We start from the raw sequence: 14,816 nt of genomic DNA on the forward strand, positions 1-14,816 counted from the left end.
TAACAGGTCTCTTAATACGTTGTTTGGTTGTATCGTGATGAGCCGAACGTTGATTTGATATGTGAGATGGTTTTGCAAATCTAGTTTTTTGTTTTTTGTTTTGGACGCATTCACAGGTGTATGGAAAAATGAAACGTCAAAGTGGTTTTACACTCGTTGAATTGTTGGTCGTAATCGCGATCATTGGAATCTTGGTTGGTTTGCTATTGCCTGCGGTTCAAGCGGCGCGGGAGGCGGCCAGGCGAATGCAGTGCAGTAATAACTTGAAGCAGATTGGCTTGTCGATGCATAATTATCACGACACCTATCAAAGCTTCCCGGCTGGCAACTGGGGCTGGGGGTGGGGCTCTTGGGTCATTGCGACGCTGCCCTACATTGAACAAGACAATTTGTATCAACTGTACAACCAGGGTAACAAGTTTGACATTCCTAATACTTCGGGACGTTACAGTTCCACGGTTAACCGTCAGGTGACCGAACAGCGGCTGTCGGCGCACACTTGCCCCAGCGACCTCCCCAACATGTACAGCAACATGCCGTTGCATAACTATGGTGCGAACTTTGGAAACACGGGGCTCGACTCAGCCAATGGCTATAAGCAGTTAGCGTCGCTAAATGGAGTTCAGTACAACGGCGCACCGTTCGAGATTATCTTGCAGGGTGAGGCGAGCAAGATGAAGAAGTTTCGTGATATCATCGACGGAACTAGCAACACCTTCATGTTTGGCGAAATCCTTCAAGGGCAAGGCACGGATCTCCGTGGCATGACATGGTGGGGGTTGAACAACAACTTCACCACCTATTTGCCGCCCAACACGAGCTTGCCTGACCGGCTGCATAACGCAGCCTACTTCCAAAACAATCCCGTCTTGAAGCTTCCTTGCGCTCTTGCAACGACCGCCAATCCAATCATGTTTGCCGCGCGAAGTCGTCATCCGGGCGGAGTGCAGGTTTCCCATTGTGACGCATCGGTTCGGTTTATCAGCGAAACGATCGACCTCAATACGTACCGAGCCATGAGCACGACTCAAGGTGGCGAAGTGATCACTGAATAGTGAGTCACGCCGAAGGAAGGGCTGCGGTCTTCAGACAATCGCATTCAGGGTGTTCGGCAGCCTTGAATGCGCTCGCCACACAGCCCATAGCCTTCCTTTGTGGTATGTACGATCGCCAAACTCATCGGCTTTGCTGTCGATTGAGGTGACAGGATTGACGTCACCTTCGTCATCTCAGTCGGTTCATCGATGCGTTGGACGAATCAAAGGTGTCAGGACCAATACTGTTCGGCCCGGTTGCTGCTGCGTCCAGAGATGATCAGGACTGCAGTTGGCGATGATGATTCCGGATGCGAATTGCCCGGTGAAGGATGGGCGTCAACCACTGACCGCGCAGCAGCGAACGCCGAAGTCACAGGACTTCGGTCGGCGCGCAGTGCTTCTATAGAGCTTTGGGTTTCAGTTTTTCTATATGTGCTTCCAGTTCCTCCAGGTTGGCCCAGCCGAGCAAGTAGAAGCAGATCATCTCGTAGGTGCGTTTGTTCGGTTGGCCGCCGGTGTAGATCAAAATCAACAGACACGCGATGATCGCTAGGTACATCTGGATCTCCACGCCTTCCGGCTTGGTGCTCAGCAGATGTCGACAGCCCAAAAGCTGCTTGATCATTCGAAAAAACAACTCGATCAGCCAGCGAAGCCGATACGCTTCGGCAATCAGTTCGGCGGGAACGTCCATCAGGTTTGTGACCAAACGCAGACGACCGTCGCAGTTGGTGCCTTTGCTTCCGGTGCGCACATGAGGTTGGACTTCGACCTCGATGAAGCGAACTGGATGATCACTTGGAACCGTTTTGCGGTTGCTCGTACACGCGCCTAAGATGACTTCTCGGTCGACGCGAACGCCGGCATCGCGGTCAGCTTGCGTGAGCTCTCGGTCACTTAGGATTTGCGGTGTACTATTATCTCGGGCCCGGCAAATGTAACTGCTGCCAATAGCGTTGATTTGATTGAACAACTCAAACTTCGCGTAACCACGATCGGTCACGTAGCAGCGGTCGGGTTGCAGCACCGATGCCAAGACCGACTTCTCGTCATCCTTTCCTTTCGGTTTGGCCGGTGTCGCATCCATGCGTTCGGGGACTCCGCGAAGTATCTCGAAATGCGTGTGCATTCGGTATCCATCAACGGACTTTCCCTTCGTGGTTCCTCCTGCTTTGTTAGGCAACCAGCCCAGCGAAGCCACACGCACGGCAGTCTTGAACACGCTTCCGTCGACGGCGGTTAGTTGGTGTTCGATCGCGTCAAACTTTGAAGGATCGGCTGATGGGACGTCGTGCGCGAGTTGCGCCGCAATTTGCTTCAGCGGTTCGGGGTCAAAGATGCTCACCGACTCCGAGAGTGATCCGAGCGAAGCTCGCCCGACGCCGAACTTCTTTTGGACATCCTTGAGTGTGCTGGCTTGCTGGAGCCCCCTGAGCGACGTCAGGATAGGGTTGAACATCCACATGAGAACAAGTACGCCGTACTGGTCCATGTGCAGGTCGCGGTTGTGGGACTTGTCACGCTGTGTGCCGATTTCGTGCAGCGAATCTAACAGCGGTCGGATCTTTTTAAAAAACTTCAGGCCCTGCAGATCCCGGGCCCTGAAATCGAGCTGAGCTTCGTCGGCCGTGCACTGATCGCTGGGGCGTTTTTCTGGCGTTGGCTTTCGTCGTTTGGGGAGTCGCTTTGGCACTGGCTCATCCGCTGTGTGTCAAACTGGCGGACCATCCGCAATTGGTTCCCCGGTGCGCAAAAGCCGTGCCAGAAACACGCAAAATTCAATGCGCAACTTTCGTGCCGAACAGTATTGTGTCAGGACTCTTTTAACGCCTTAGTTTATCAAAGAGGCCTGGCAGCTTTGAGCTTATTCGCCCTTCATCAATCGCTTCGTTTACGGCCAAGGTTCGCCAATTGTTGCGAGGTCTTACGAGACGCGGAGCCCTGTCGCGTACCAACTCTGCGTTCTCTGCGCCTCTGCGTTTCAAATCGGTTGTCGCCCTTCGGTCGCGAAGTCCTAGGGCCAAGGCAAAACACTGGTCTACTTTGGGCATTGATTGGTAACCCGACGCGTAAGCGAGGCACCACGTGAATTCTTCGCCCACGCGTCGGGTTACTTTTGCCTCTGCCGTTCCAGTTTGAATCACTGATTTGCCCTGGACGTCCAACGCCAAACGTTGACACCGCCCCCACAACGGGTAAGATTGGCCGCCAGAGAAGCAGCGAGCGGCAAGTCGTCGCCAGTCAAGCGCCTGGTGAGAACAAACAGCTTCCTAACACGCAGCAACGGGTTGTGAGTACGTTGCAAACGTCGCACTAATTCTCAACCACGACCGGTAATAGCAGGTGAGAATCCTAGATTCCCACCCGGACGTGCAGGTGAACAACATAGTTAGCTGGCAAGAGCGAGCCTGATGAAGACCAACCCACTCGTTTCGCAGCGGTTCCAAGAGCTGCACGACAAGGCGACCGCGATTGCCGCGGCCAAGACGCCTTGGTTTTTCGATCGCAATGAGGGTGAGCAACTCTTCAAGATAGATACCGCGAATTTCACTGGCTGGGCTACCAGCGTGCTAAATCTGTTACAACGCTTGTTTGGTGAAGACAGTATCCACTTCCAACACTTCTCGCGTAACTCGGCTGGTGTCAGTGAGTCATACAATGGGTTCAAACGCACTCTGTCAATCTTTGATGCCGCTCGTGAAGATTACGAAGGCGGTTATTTATTCAATCTACAGTCTCTCGTGAAGGCGGAAGTCTTTGACGACATGCTTGAACAATCGCGCGCACTGTTGAAGGCTGGTTACAAAGATCCAGCGTGTGTCGTGGCAGGCGTCGCACTTGAAACTACCCTCAAGGACCTCTGCTCCCGCAATGGTATTGCGCATTCGAAACTCGACAAGATGAATGCCAACTTGGCAAAGGTGGGGACCTACAATAAGGGGATGCAAAAGCAGATCACAGCGTGGGCCGACCGCCGGAACAGCGCGGCGCACGGCGATTGGAACGCCTACAATGATCATGATGTTGACGATATGATCAACGGCGTCATTCGGTTGATCGCCGACTACATCTGACAGGGCCAGATAACAAAAAAATGCACCGGAGTTGCCGTCCGGGTCGCATTCCAAATCAACGTCGCTGGCGGCAACCCGGTGATTTTGATCGTTATCCAACAGGAGTGATTGATGGACCCCGGATCCGGACTTGCAATACTTGGCACTGCGCTAGGTTCGGCCAAGGTCGTCGAAAAACTTCTTGGCCCCACGGCCGACTACATGGGCATAGGCTTAAAAACGTTCACTGAGAAACGCGTCGAAAACGTCGCTGAAATCTTCAGAAGTGCAGCGTCTAAATTGGGCGAAAGGATTGACGAGGACGCTCAGGTTCCACCCAAAGTTTTACGTGATGTTCTCGATGATGGGTCGTACTGCACAGATCGACTGTCGTCCGAGTACTTCGGGGGCGTGCTCGCTTCTTCACGCACAACAGAATCACGCGATGATCGAGGCGCGACTTTCACTGCACTCGTGGGGCGTTTGACCGCGTATCAGATTCGCGCCCACTACATCATCTATTCAATCATGCGCCAGACCTTTTTGGACAGCGGGTTGTCTCCAACATCGAAGGTGCAGCGCAAACAGATGCGAATTTACATCCCAAACTCCGTGTTTCACGTTGCCATGGATTACTCGAAAAAGGAAATTGCGCCCGTTATCGACGAGCATTGCTTCTTCGGGTTGGAACGTGAATGGCTTATACAGAACGATTTCCAAATCGGCAGTCACGAAGACATCACGAAACGTATCCCTACTGCAACCGAAGGCGGTGTCCTTGTAACACCGTCCGCGTTCGGGGCCGAACTGTTTCTCTGGGTTGGAGGGCACGGTCGTCTTCACCCACTGTTTGTCTTTCGATCAGACACTGTGTTCACATCGCAATCGGACATTTGCATTGGACTTGGTTCAATCCCTCTTAAAGCACCGGAAATGATTGGGTAACAATCCAATGAACCCGAGCGGCGAAGTCGGGTGTTTTCAAATGGACGATCTCTCGTCGCCGCCGGGTGATTGGTATCTGTTGTGCTCGCAAAGAGACTGTGCCATGAAGCTTGATATTCTCACCCGATTGATAGTCGCCGCCGTGATATTGATGGGCGGCCAGTCGGCGGTCTCAGGTGAGGGAAGTCCCACGCGGATCATCGTGCCGGCACCCAAGGACGCACGGTTTTGTCACTTGTCGTGGCCCAAAGTCATCAAAGCGGATGATGGCAGTATTGTCGTCGCCTACATCGCGGGGAGGAAACACGTCAATGGTGACGGTTGCCCCGCTGTGTCGGTGTCCAACGATGGCGGCAACAGTTTCACATCGCCTCATGTGCTGAAGACTTTCGACAGCACGATGCGGTATCAGCATGCTGCTAACCTGGCTATTGGAAAAGCTGACGACGGTGCCATCGTTCTGATGGCGATGGCTTTTACGGATGACCTTCGCAACCATATCTACGGTTGGCGATCCGAGGATCATGGCAAAACCTGGAAAAGTACCGACACTTCCGAGATTGGAGACAGCAAAACGGGATCGGTCTTCGGTCATCTATTTCAGGTTCCGGCAGAAGGATTGGCCGTGTGCGGCCACTACCGAAAGCCACGCGGAGAGGGTCTGTGGATCGCGTATTCCAAAGACAATGGCAAGAGTTGGGGGCCGACGAAGACGATCACGACAAGGAAATACTTTGAACCAACTTTCATCTTCTCGGGTGGGCGTCTGGTTGGGTTAGTTCGCGAAAACTCTGCCCACGCCTACCATCAATTCGTCAGTGATGACCGAGGCGCGAGTTGGCAATTTCGACCGAGTGTCATCCAAGGGAACGAAAATGCGGTTCATCCGAGCCCTTTCCTCGTTGCCGATCCGACGCAACCTGATCGGCTCTACGCGCTGCAGACAGAAAGAATTGGCGATAATTGGATCAACCTGTGGCAAGCCGAGCGAGATACGCTGCAATGGCAGGAGAACCGTGTCCTGACTTCTTCTCCCGATGTTGAAGATTTCGGCTATCCCTGGATGACGCACCTCGCTGGCAACGATTGGTTTATGGTTCACTACGCAGGTGAAAAAGATGGCCCCAACTCGATCTACGGGGGTGTCATCACGATTGCGCCACGGGATAAGGGAAGTGATCTCAACACGCCAAACCCGGCGACGCGGGATTGACGTCATTCAACAATCCTAGGCCAATCAAAAGGTGCCAAGACTCTTTTAGCTGCCCTGTTGATCAGAGATTCCTGAGAGACCTTTGATTCGATTCTTGGGAGCCATTTACAAATGGCACCTCAGATCCTGCCGCCCGGTGGGTCGGTTCGTTGCCGGATTGAACCTCTGAGGAGACATTAGTCACAATCCTTACGCATCGCCTAACGTTACGTTCGTCGACGACGAACGCAAGCCGTTATGTTCTGGCTGTCGTGTTCCCTCTCCCTGGGGTTGTTTGGCATCGCCGCCATAGTTGCTGCCAATATTGGGTGTATGCATCGCGAGCGGCATTCCCGTGGCCGCCGTATGTCCACGCTGTCACGGTTTGGGGGGGCATGCAGTGGACTCGACATGCGCTACTCCGCTGCAAAGTGATCCGCGCGGCTGCCGCGTCTTCGGTTGTTCGTTGCTTGCCTTCGTCGCCTGGCCTGTATTGTTTCCCGTTCAAATCTGCCCACTAAGCCCCATGGCGGACGTCGATGAGCAGACACCTTGGACCTGGCCCATGCACTGTCCCTTACTGCTGATCCTGCCAGTGCTTCACGGTTCGGGAATGCGTAGCACCGCCGTTCGGCACCCGGCACTTCGTCGGAACGCGGCGTCCGGTCGTGTGTTTGTTGGCAGAATGAGGTTGGCAGAATGAGGTTGGCAGAATGAGGTTGGCAGAATGAGGTTGGCAGAATGAGGTTGGCAGAATGAGGTTGGCAGAATGAGGTTGGCAGAATGAGGTTGGCAGGATGAGGTTGGCAGGATGAGGTTGGCAGGATGAGGTTGGCAGGATGAGGTTGGCAGGATGAGGTTGGCAGGATGAGGTTGGCAGGATGAGGTTGGCAGGATGAGGTTGGCTGAGTGAGCGTTGGCTGAGTGAGCGTGCGGATAACGGCGTTAGGGACCGGATAGATCGAGAACTATCATTATGGTCAAACGGGCTGTGCTGGCATCCCAATTAAAGGACCAATTGTTCGCTTCGACGATTCATCGACAATTCAATGAAAACGTGTAGGCGACTAGACACGGATGGGCAACTGCTCGATCAAACCAATCGTATGCCATCGCTTTCGATGGTGATCACTCGTTGCTTGAATAGTCCACCGATCGCCTTTTTGAATTGTCCCTTGCTCATGTCAAAAAGCTCGGCGATCTGTTCTGGCGGTGACTTGTCGTGAACCGGTGCGAACCCGTCGTGATCGCGCAAGTAGTCTTGAATCACTTGGCTGTAGCTTTCGCGAATCTGTTGGCCACTTTTTAGACTCAGGTCGATCTTGCCATCTTCGCGAATCTGTTTGATGTAGCCGCGGATGCTCTGCCCAAAACTGAGCCGTTGATCGACTTCGTCTTTATACAGCAGGCCCCAGTGACTCTGATCGACGATCGCTTTGAAGCCCAGGTCGGTGCTGTTGGCGATGATTAAATCGACGGCCTGCTGAGGCCGGAAATCGTGATCGTCATCCTCCTCGACGACCTTATCGATCTTCGACGTTGCGGTGATTCGATCTTGGTTGTCCAAATAGAGGTAGACGATGTACGACTTCCCCACGACCATCGGGCGGTGCTGTTCCGCAAACGGAACCAAGACATCTTTGTCCAATCCCCAGTCCAAGAACGCCCCGATCGGCGTGCAGTCTTTGACTTGCAGGTACGCAAATTCCCCCACCTCCGCTTTGGGCGTTTGCGTTGTCGCGATCGGCCGCTCCTCGGAGTCCAGGTAAAGGAAGACTTCGATCGGATCGCCCGGCTCCAAACCGGGGGGCGTATGTTTGTTCGGGAGCAGGATCTCGCCAAGATTTTCAGCATCCAAATAGACGCCGAATTCCGTCTCTTTGATGACCTCCAAGGTGTACGTGCTGCCGATTTCAATCATGAACTGGAGCCTTCAGTGCTTTTCGCGGATGGGGTCGGGCAAATAGGGGGTGCGAAGCGGTCGGTCAACGTATGCCGTCGCGAGATAAAACTCACGCCGCAGCGTCGATGTAACGCTATCCGCAGTACCGACGCAGTAGGAACGCCCGGTTCGCTCTGGTCGATAGAACGATTGGAATCGAGGTTGCCGCACTCATGATAGTCGACAAACTTGCGGCAAAGGAAGGACTTGCGGTTGGAGACCAGGGCGAATACTTAGTTGCGTGGTGGCTGATTCGCGCTAACGGGATCGACCTGCATGTCGCCTCACGGATCGCTCTTTCCGCTGGCCACTGCGGCGAGCATTGTGGATCTGTGGGGGAGGAGTTAACATCGTTTTGTCGGTTGGGGCTGATTGATTCCAAGGCAAAGCTTCGGTCGGCATCGCGGCGAGATCCACTCAACCGCATTTGAGTTGCCGGCGAATGGAAACGAAACGTCGGGGGCCGCCTCACCTGTCAGACTCACCTCATTGTTCAAGGAAATCATGGATTCATCTCAACCGAATAACCCGCTCCACGGCATCACCTTAAAAGCGATCCTGGAGTACTTGGTTGCCGAATATGGTTGGGAACGGTTGGGAGACCGAATTCAAATCGGATGTTTCCAGAATGACCCGAGCATCAGCAGCAGTTTGAAATTCTTGCGTAAAACCGACTGGGCGCGAACTAAAGTCGAACGGCTGTATGTGAATTCGATCAGCTACGACCAACGGAAGGGCAAGAAGAGCGTCGCAGCACCGAGTGCCCCCAAACCGACCGAAAGTGTTTGGGATCGGGCCCGCCGAGGTTAACGAAACTTGCCCGCCGATACGTCGCGCAAACTCGGCGAATGATCTAAGGCCGTGGTCCACCGCCCCGTAAGCGAAAGCGTCGGAACGTTGCCAGCGATTTTAAAGCCCCGAGATTTGCAGACGGTAGTCGAAGCGAAGGTCCGGATGGACTTTGTCGATCGCCTTGTCGATCTTCTTCAGTTGCGTTGCGTAGAGGTTCGCACTGACGCGGCAGTCTCCAAAGCTGATCTGCTTGTCTTGAATCCGGCGGCAGAAGTGAATCCGCACATGCAACTCCGTCTCCTTGTTCCCCGAGAACCGTAGCGATTTGTCCATCCACCGCACCACCTTGCGAAGCGTCTTCTTGTGGATGCGACCTGGGGTGTTGAGTTGCAGGTCGATCTCGCTGCACAGCTCGTTCGCATACCCGATCTCGTCATCTGCCTTCATCAATAGATACGTCAGCAATTCTTTGCTCTCGACTTTGAACTTGGCCAAGCGAAGACAGACTTCCAGCAATTCGTCCTGTTCTAGCTTGACGAGCTCCTTCTTCAACTGGCTGATCGTGGCAGCTTTCATAACGTCTCGATTGGGAAAGCAAACGGCTTCGGACTAAAAATGAACGAGAGATGCCAGCCTAACCGGCAACCGCTGATCGAGGAACCGCAGGCCGGCGGGAAACAACTGCACGCCAAACGGTCACTTGAAGTGGCCCCGCGACTCCGTTGGCGGGAGCCACTCGAACCTCAGTTCAAATAGCTCTCGTCGCAGCCCGCCGTGGTAAAATGATCCTGTGAACGGAGGCGCCGGACTAGGCGTCGTTTTCCTTGCAGACGACGAAGTGGGTAGTTAGACTAGCCATCCTTTTTTTCCGCTCACCCGGCCTAAAACACGCACTCCTCGGCCGACCGCCGAAGTGGTCTCAACAAGCTGAATGAACGTCATGAATCAACGATTGCCCGCCTGGATCGTCACCTGCGCCCTGCTGTTGTTGGCATCGTCGCTGCTCGCCCAAGACGCTGATGACAAGCAGAAACGTCCAGCTTTGGAGTATCAGAAATGGAGCGGGGGAATCAACGTTCCCGATCCAGTCGCGATCAGTGTCGACGATCAGGGGCGGGTTTTCGTCACGCAAACCCGACGTCGAAAGTCACAGGATTTGGACATCCGCGCCAATCGAGATTGGATCCCCAACGACGTGGGCTTCAAAAGTGTGGAGGACAAGCGGCAATTCTACCATTCCCGGCTAGCCATCGGTGGCGACGACCAGCAGCAACGCAAGCATGTTGGTGATGTGAACCGAGATGGCCATCACGATTGGCGCGACTTGACGGTGATCAGCGAACGGATCTTCCGCCTCGTCGATTCCGATCGCGACGGTACCGCTGATGAGATCACGACGTTCGCCGAAGGGTTCAACACCGAAGTCACGGGGATCGCCGCGGGAGTGATGGCACTCGATGGCGACGTCTGGGCGACGATCGCGCCGGATGTTTGGAAGTTGAAAGACGCGGATGGCGACGGCGTTGCCGATTCGCGAGAAATCATGGCGACGGGCTTTGGGCTGCACATCGCTTACGCCGGTCACGACATGCATGGGCTGACCCTTGGCCCCGACGGCAAAGTCTATTGGTCGATCGGTGATAAAGGGATCAACGTCACGACAAAAGAAGGAACGAACATCGCGTATCCCAACGAAGGTGGCGTGATGCGATGCAATCCCGATGGCAGCGATTTTGAAGTTTTTGCCCATGGCCTGCGAAACGTGCAGGAGTTTGCCTTCGATCAATATGGCAACATCTTTGGGATCGACAACGATGCGGATCAACCGGGCGAACGCGAACGGTTCGTCGCGATCGTCGATGGGATGGATGCGGGCTGGCGTTGCCACTATCAGTATCGCGGCAGCGATTACAACCCTTGGACCGATGAGCAGCTTTGGCAGATCGCTGGAGATCAACATCCGGCCTACATCATTCCGCCGATCAGTCACTACATCGACGGTCCGGCGGGCTTCAAATTTAATCCCGGCACTGCACTCAGTCCCGCCTATTACAACCACTTTTTCGCGACCAACGCGCCGCGCGGGCATCAGTACGCCTTTCGTGTTGAATCCGTTGGGGACAGCTTTCGAATGATCGATGATCACGAAATCGGCTCGGGCGACGCGATCGTTGGGCTGGCGTTTGGTCCCGACGGAGCGTTGTATGGCGCCGACTGGGACGGCGGTTACCCGTTAGATGAGAAAGGGTCGGTGATTCGCATCGACGTGCCGGACGCGGACCTCGCGGTGCGTTCCAAAGTGCAGAAGTTGCTTGCCACGGGTTTCGATGGGCGGGAAGTAAATGAGCTAGTGAAATTGATGAGTCATGCGGACATGCGTGTTCGGATGGGGGCACAGTTTGCGCTGGTCGGAAAACAACAAGCCGAGCGACTTCAAAGTCACTTGAGCTCGCCATCGGTCGATCAACTGGCAAAACTCCATTGTGTCTGGGGCTTGGGACAACTGGGACGCTCCGGCGACAAGACCGTCATCCCGGCGCTGGTCGATGCGTTCAGCGATCCCGATGCTGCGGTTCGCGCTCAAGCTGCAAAAACGATCGGAGAGATTCGCGACTCAGGCGATACCGATGGGACCATTCCGGGACTCATCGATCTGTTGGACGATTCGAATTTGCACGTCCGCGTCAACGCGGGCCTTGCGATCGCACGCCAGCCGAGTCCAGCCGCGGTCGATTCGTTGTTGAAGCAAAGCGCCCTGCTGAATGCCGACCAGCATTACCTGCGACATTCGCTTGTGTCAGCGTTAGCTGCTTCGGCGAGTGATTCTCAATTGGCTGCACAGGCTGACAACCAATCCGAATTCGCCCGGCTTGTCTGCGTACTCGCTTTACGTCGCCAAGGCAGCCCATTGGTCTCCAAATTCTTAGCCGATCCATCGGCGTGGGTTTCGGCAGCAGCCGCCCGTGCGATCCACGATGACTTGTCGATCGAAAACGCTATGTCCGACTTAGCCGCTGCTCTTGATGGCTCTGCGAAACGTGGCGAACCCTTTGTCCGCCGAGCGATCAATGCAAACTTTCGCTTGGGCACCGCTGCCGCCGCGAGCCGTTTGCTCGACTATGCGTCGAACAAAGAGCACCCGGTTGAGTTGCGAGTCGACGCGTGCAATGCACTCAGTCAGTGGTTGGCGCCGCCGGTTCTCGATCGCGTCGAAGGAATTCGCCGTGACCTGCCCGTCGATTCCCGCACATTCGATCGGGATCAAGCGGCCATGGTGCTGGGGGAACTGGCAGCGACCGGGGAACCAAATGTTGTGGTGGCCGCGGTACGTGCAGCGAGAATGATGAAAGTGGTGATCGCTCCTTCCGCTCTGATCGGCTTGCTTGAAAACCAGCGTGCGCTGACGGAGCTGAGGATCCAGGCTCTCGATTCGATCGTGCAGATGGAGCATGAATCGGCAGAAGAGCTGTTGATCAAGAACGCAGATTCTACCGACGCCGCGCTCAGTATCTTTGCGATCGAGACATTGGTCGACAGTTATCCCCATGAAGCCTTGGCGGTGTTAGAACACAGGTTGCAGCAAACGGACATCATCGCCGTGAAGCAAGCGTGCATTGCGGGGCTCGGGAAAGTTGCCACCCGCGACGCCGATGCGATCCTGCAGCGGCTTGCCTCGCAACTGGTGGACAACTCGTTGCCCAACGAATTGTCGTTGGACGTCTACCAGTCGGTCCAATCGCGTGCCGAGGATGGGGCGTCGTTGCGTTCGGTTCTCCCCAACCTTGCTCGACGCCAAAGCGAAATCGCGGCCGAACTGAAACTGGGAGACACGGCAGATCAGATTAGGTTTGCGTTCTCGGGACTGGGGGGCGACGCAGAGCGAGGGAAGCAGATTTTCCAGACGAACTTGCGAGCTCAATGCAGTCGCTGTCATCGAATTGGTAAACGGGGTAGCGACATTGGTCCGGAGCTGACGAAGATCGGAAAGCAACGCGATGTGAACCATCTGCTGCGAGCTGTCGTCGCGCCGAGTGCGGATATCGAACCGAAGTATTTCACTCAGGTCGTTCTGCTTCTTTCTGGGCAGGCAGTGAAAGGTAGCATCAAGAGCGAAAACGACGACGAGACGATCGTCATCGATAGTAGCGGCAAAGAGATCAAGATCGCATCGGATGAGATCGAAGAGATCATCGACCAAAAGGTCTCGCTGATGCCCGACATGACTGAAGCGCTATCGCCACTGGAAGTCCGCGATCTCGTCGCGTTTCTCAAGTCACTCAAATAACGTGCCTGCGAATTTCGCGAACGGCAAACATCGTTACTCGTCGGTCCTGTCGACGCGATGAATATGGGCAAGGCGACTCAGCGCATTGCCCAGACGATTTGAGGACCATCCATCGGGGCGGTATCTAACAAGAATCAAATCAACCACGCCTAGTGCGTCGGGCTCATCACCTTTCAGATCATCTAACATAAAGGGCTCTCCAGTTTTGGCTATCACTCCGATGAAACAGATCCACGAAACGGTTTTGGTTGCGTTACTTGCGGCATGGATGGTTCCTCAACTCAGTGTCGCGGAGGAAGCGAGCGCGAGTCGATCCGTCGTTACCGAAACGCCAGGTCTGGTCGCATTTTGGGATTTTGTTCAGCGTGAACCCGACGGCGGGGGACGGTTCACCGCGCATGTCCCAGCAGGTTCACCAACCGATTATCCACTCGACGCTGCGAACTACGCCAAAGACTACTGGGGAACCGGGCGCGAGGCGACGTATGCCGATTTCCCGCAATTGGGACGTGGGCCTTTCGGCAACGCGATTCGAATCGTCAAAGAATCGGATCCCAACTTTCGCCCCTTCCTCTACATCCCGCGAACGCGATTGCACGACACGCCGTTGGATATCAAAGGGGCTGGCAAGTCGGTCACGGTCGTCGTGTGGGCGATTCGCGAAAGTGGCAATCACGCGTTGGCAGGCATCTGGCATGAAGGGACCGATCTGAAACAGAAATCGACCGCCAGTATCGCCAAAGTGGAACGTGGGCAGCGGCAATACGCTTTGTTTGCGGGACTGAACAAACAGGGGAGCGCTTGCGGCCACGTCTCCGAGAATGGCGCGAGCTCGTTCCAAAACAAATACGCCCTACACAAATGCAACTCCGCCGGCCAATCCCCCGCCGTCCCCGCGGACTCACCGGCCGAGAAGCTCGACGCATCGTGGCAGTGTTTTGCGATGACGTTTGACGACGACAAAGACGAGCTGACCGGCTGGCTCAACGGCGTCTCGGGGGATCGCTGGCTGGAGAATCCGAAAAAGGACGGGCTGATCTCTTATGCCTACAACGCCTACATGCAGGGTCACTTTGCCAAGCTGCCGGGCAAACAAGCAGGCGAAGATCCAACCTTTCCCAAAGATCAATACTACAATCCGCCCGAAGGGGAGCCGTTGAGTGTGAAGGTTGTTCGCGAGTCCGATGGCCAACGGGTGGAGCTTCGCGAGCACCATTTCACAAAAATCGAAGTCACTCTACAAGACGGCAAAGAAGTCGCCCGCGACCTCGTTGCACTGCGTCTAAATCCATGGTGGTATCCGCACGGGATCTATACGCCCAAGGACGACCAAAGCGGCGGCCCCTTCACCATCGGCCGCGTCATCCACAGTTCCCGCAGCGTCGGATTCACCGGTTGGATCGGAGGCGTTGCCGTCTTTGACCGAGCACTCTCCGGAAATGAATTGCAAACCCTGGCTGCACTGAGTGGTGCTCGATAGGAGAAGGTGTTGAAACGTAAGCCGATTTCGCTGCCACCTTTATCCGATCGAAACTTTTGTTGGCTTATCTCCCGTCTTGAATGGCGGGAG

Annotated in this window: 10 protein-coding genes; 7 read left to right on the forward strand and 3 right to left on the reverse strand. The window is 54.9% G+C overall.

The annotated features are described in order from the left end of the window. The first annotated feature begins 128 nt into the window (after nucleotides 1-128). Nucleotides 129-1,055 carry a DUF1559 domain-containing protein gene (locus Poly24_RS13410; RefSeq protein WP_145095972.1) on the forward strand — a complete coding sequence of 309 codons (927 nt, stop codon included), beginning with the start codon at nucleotides 129-131 and terminating at the stop codon, nucleotides 1,053-1,055. Between the two features lie 382 nt (nucleotides 1,056-1,437). On the opposite strand, the gene Poly24_RS13415 is transcribed toward Poly24_RS13410, so the two are convergent. Then, a complete protein-coding gene (locus Poly24_RS13415; protein WP_145095975.1) occupies nucleotides 1,438-2,730 on the reverse strand; it encodes an IS4 family transposase in 1,293 nt (430 codons plus the stop codon). Between the two features lie 718 nt (nucleotides 2,731-3,448). On the opposite strand from Poly24_RS13415, the gene Poly24_RS13420 reads away from it, so the two are divergent. From Poly24_RS13420 to Poly24_RS13430, 3 genes are all read left to right on the forward strand, one after another. Beyond that, complete coding sequence (locus Poly24_RS13420; RefSeq protein WP_197452550.1) at nucleotides 3,449-4,111, forward strand: hypothetical protein; 663 nt, start codon at nucleotides 3,449-3,451, stop codon at nucleotides 4,109-4,111. Nucleotides 4,112-4,222: 111 nt separating this feature from the next. Further along, the gene (locus tag Poly24_RS13425) at nucleotides 4,223-5,035 is read left to right on the forward strand and encodes a hypothetical protein (protein ID WP_145095978.1); all 813 of its coding nucleotides are present in this window, start codon (nucleotides 4,223-4,225) and stop codon (nucleotides 5,033-5,035) included. A gap of 103 nt (nucleotides 5,036-5,138) precedes the next feature. Then, nucleotides 5,139-6,248, forward strand: coding sequence for a sialidase family protein (locus Poly24_RS13430; protein WP_197452551.1), 1,110 nt, complete (start codon nucleotides 5,139-5,141; stop codon nucleotides 6,246-6,248). Nucleotides 6,249-7,320: 1,072 nt separating this feature from the next. On the opposite strand, the gene Poly24_RS13435 is transcribed toward Poly24_RS13430, so the two are convergent. Next, the gene (locus tag Poly24_RS13435) at nucleotides 7,321-8,148 is read right to left on the reverse strand and encodes a CvfB family protein (RefSeq protein ID WP_145095984.1); all 828 of its coding nucleotides are present in this window, start codon (nucleotides 8,146-8,148) and stop codon (nucleotides 7,321-7,323) included. A gap of 525 nt (nucleotides 8,149-8,673) precedes the next feature. Here Poly24_RS13435 and Poly24_RS13440 point away from each other — a divergent pair. Continuing rightward, nucleotides 8,674-8,979 carry a VF530 family protein gene (locus Poly24_RS13440; protein WP_145095986.1) on the forward strand — a complete coding sequence of 102 codons (306 nt, stop codon included), beginning with the start codon at nucleotides 8,674-8,676 and terminating at the stop codon, nucleotides 8,977-8,979. 99 nt (nucleotides 8,980-9,078) lie between these two features. Here the strand turns inward: Poly24_RS13440 and Poly24_RS13445 are convergent, their stop codons facing one another. After that, the gene (locus Poly24_RS13445) at nucleotides 9,079-9,537 is read right to left on the reverse strand and encodes a hypothetical protein (RefSeq protein WP_145095989.1); all 459 of its coding nucleotides are present in this window, start codon (nucleotides 9,535-9,537) and stop codon (nucleotides 9,079-9,081) included. 364 nt (nucleotides 9,538-9,901) lie between these two features. Here Poly24_RS13445 and Poly24_RS13450 point away from each other — a divergent pair, with 364 nt between their 5' ends. Beyond that, nucleotides 9,902-13,246, forward strand: a complete 3,345-nt coding sequence (locus tag Poly24_RS13450; protein ID WP_197452552.1) for a PVC-type heme-binding CxxCH protein — start codon at nucleotides 9,902-9,904, stop codon at nucleotides 13,244-13,246. Between the two features lie 268 nt (nucleotides 13,247-13,514). Next, on the forward strand, nucleotides 13,515-14,726 hold the full coding sequence (locus tag Poly24_RS13455; RefSeq protein WP_391556918.1) for a hypothetical protein: 1,212 nt from the start codon (nucleotides 13,515-13,517) through the stop codon (nucleotides 14,724-14,726). Nucleotides 14,727-14,816 lie beyond the last annotated feature (90 nt).

Origin of the sequence: Rosistilla carotiformis (assembly GCF_007753095.1) — a bacterium.
Classification (GTDB): domain Bacteria; phylum Planctomycetota; class Planctomycetia; order Pirellulales; family Pirellulaceae; genus Rosistilla; species Rosistilla carotiformis.

Excerpts from the sequence above, each read along its gene's own strand:
- Poly24_RS13420 (WP_197452550.1), top strand. The coding sequence starts at position 3,449 with ATGAAGACCAACCCACTCGTTTCGCAGCGGTTCCAAGAGCTGCACGAC.
- Poly24_RS13445 (WP_145095989.1), bottom strand. The coding sequence starts at position 9,537 with ATGAAAGCTGCCACGATCAGCCAGTTGAAGAAGGAGCTCGTCAAGCTA.
- Poly24_RS13450 (WP_197452552.1), top strand. The coding sequence starts at position 9,902 with ATGAATCAACGATTGCCCGCCTGGATCGTCACCTGCGCCCTGCTGTTG.
- Poly24_RS13455 (WP_391556918.1), top strand. The coding sequence starts at position 13,515 with ATGGTTCCTCAACTCAGTGTCGCGGAGGAAGCGAGCGCGAGTCGATCC.
- Poly24_RS13430 (WP_197452551.1), top strand. The coding sequence starts at position 5,139 with ATGAAGCTTGATATTCTCACCCGATTGATAGTCGCCGCCGTGATATTG.
- Poly24_RS13425 (WP_145095978.1), top strand. The coding sequence starts at position 4,223 with ATGGACCCCGGATCCGGACTTGCAATACTTGGCACTGCGCTAGGTTCG.
- Poly24_RS13410 (WP_145095972.1), top strand. The coding sequence starts at position 129 with ATGAAACGTCAAAGTGGTTTTACACTCGTTGAATTGTTGGTCGTAATC.
- Poly24_RS13435 (WP_145095984.1), bottom strand. The coding sequence starts at position 8,148 with ATGATTGAAATCGGCAGCACGTACACCTTGGAGGTCATCAAAGAGACG.
- Poly24_RS13440 (WP_145095986.1), top strand. The coding sequence starts at position 8,674 with ATGGATTCATCTCAACCGAATAACCCGCTCCACGGCATCACCTTAAAA.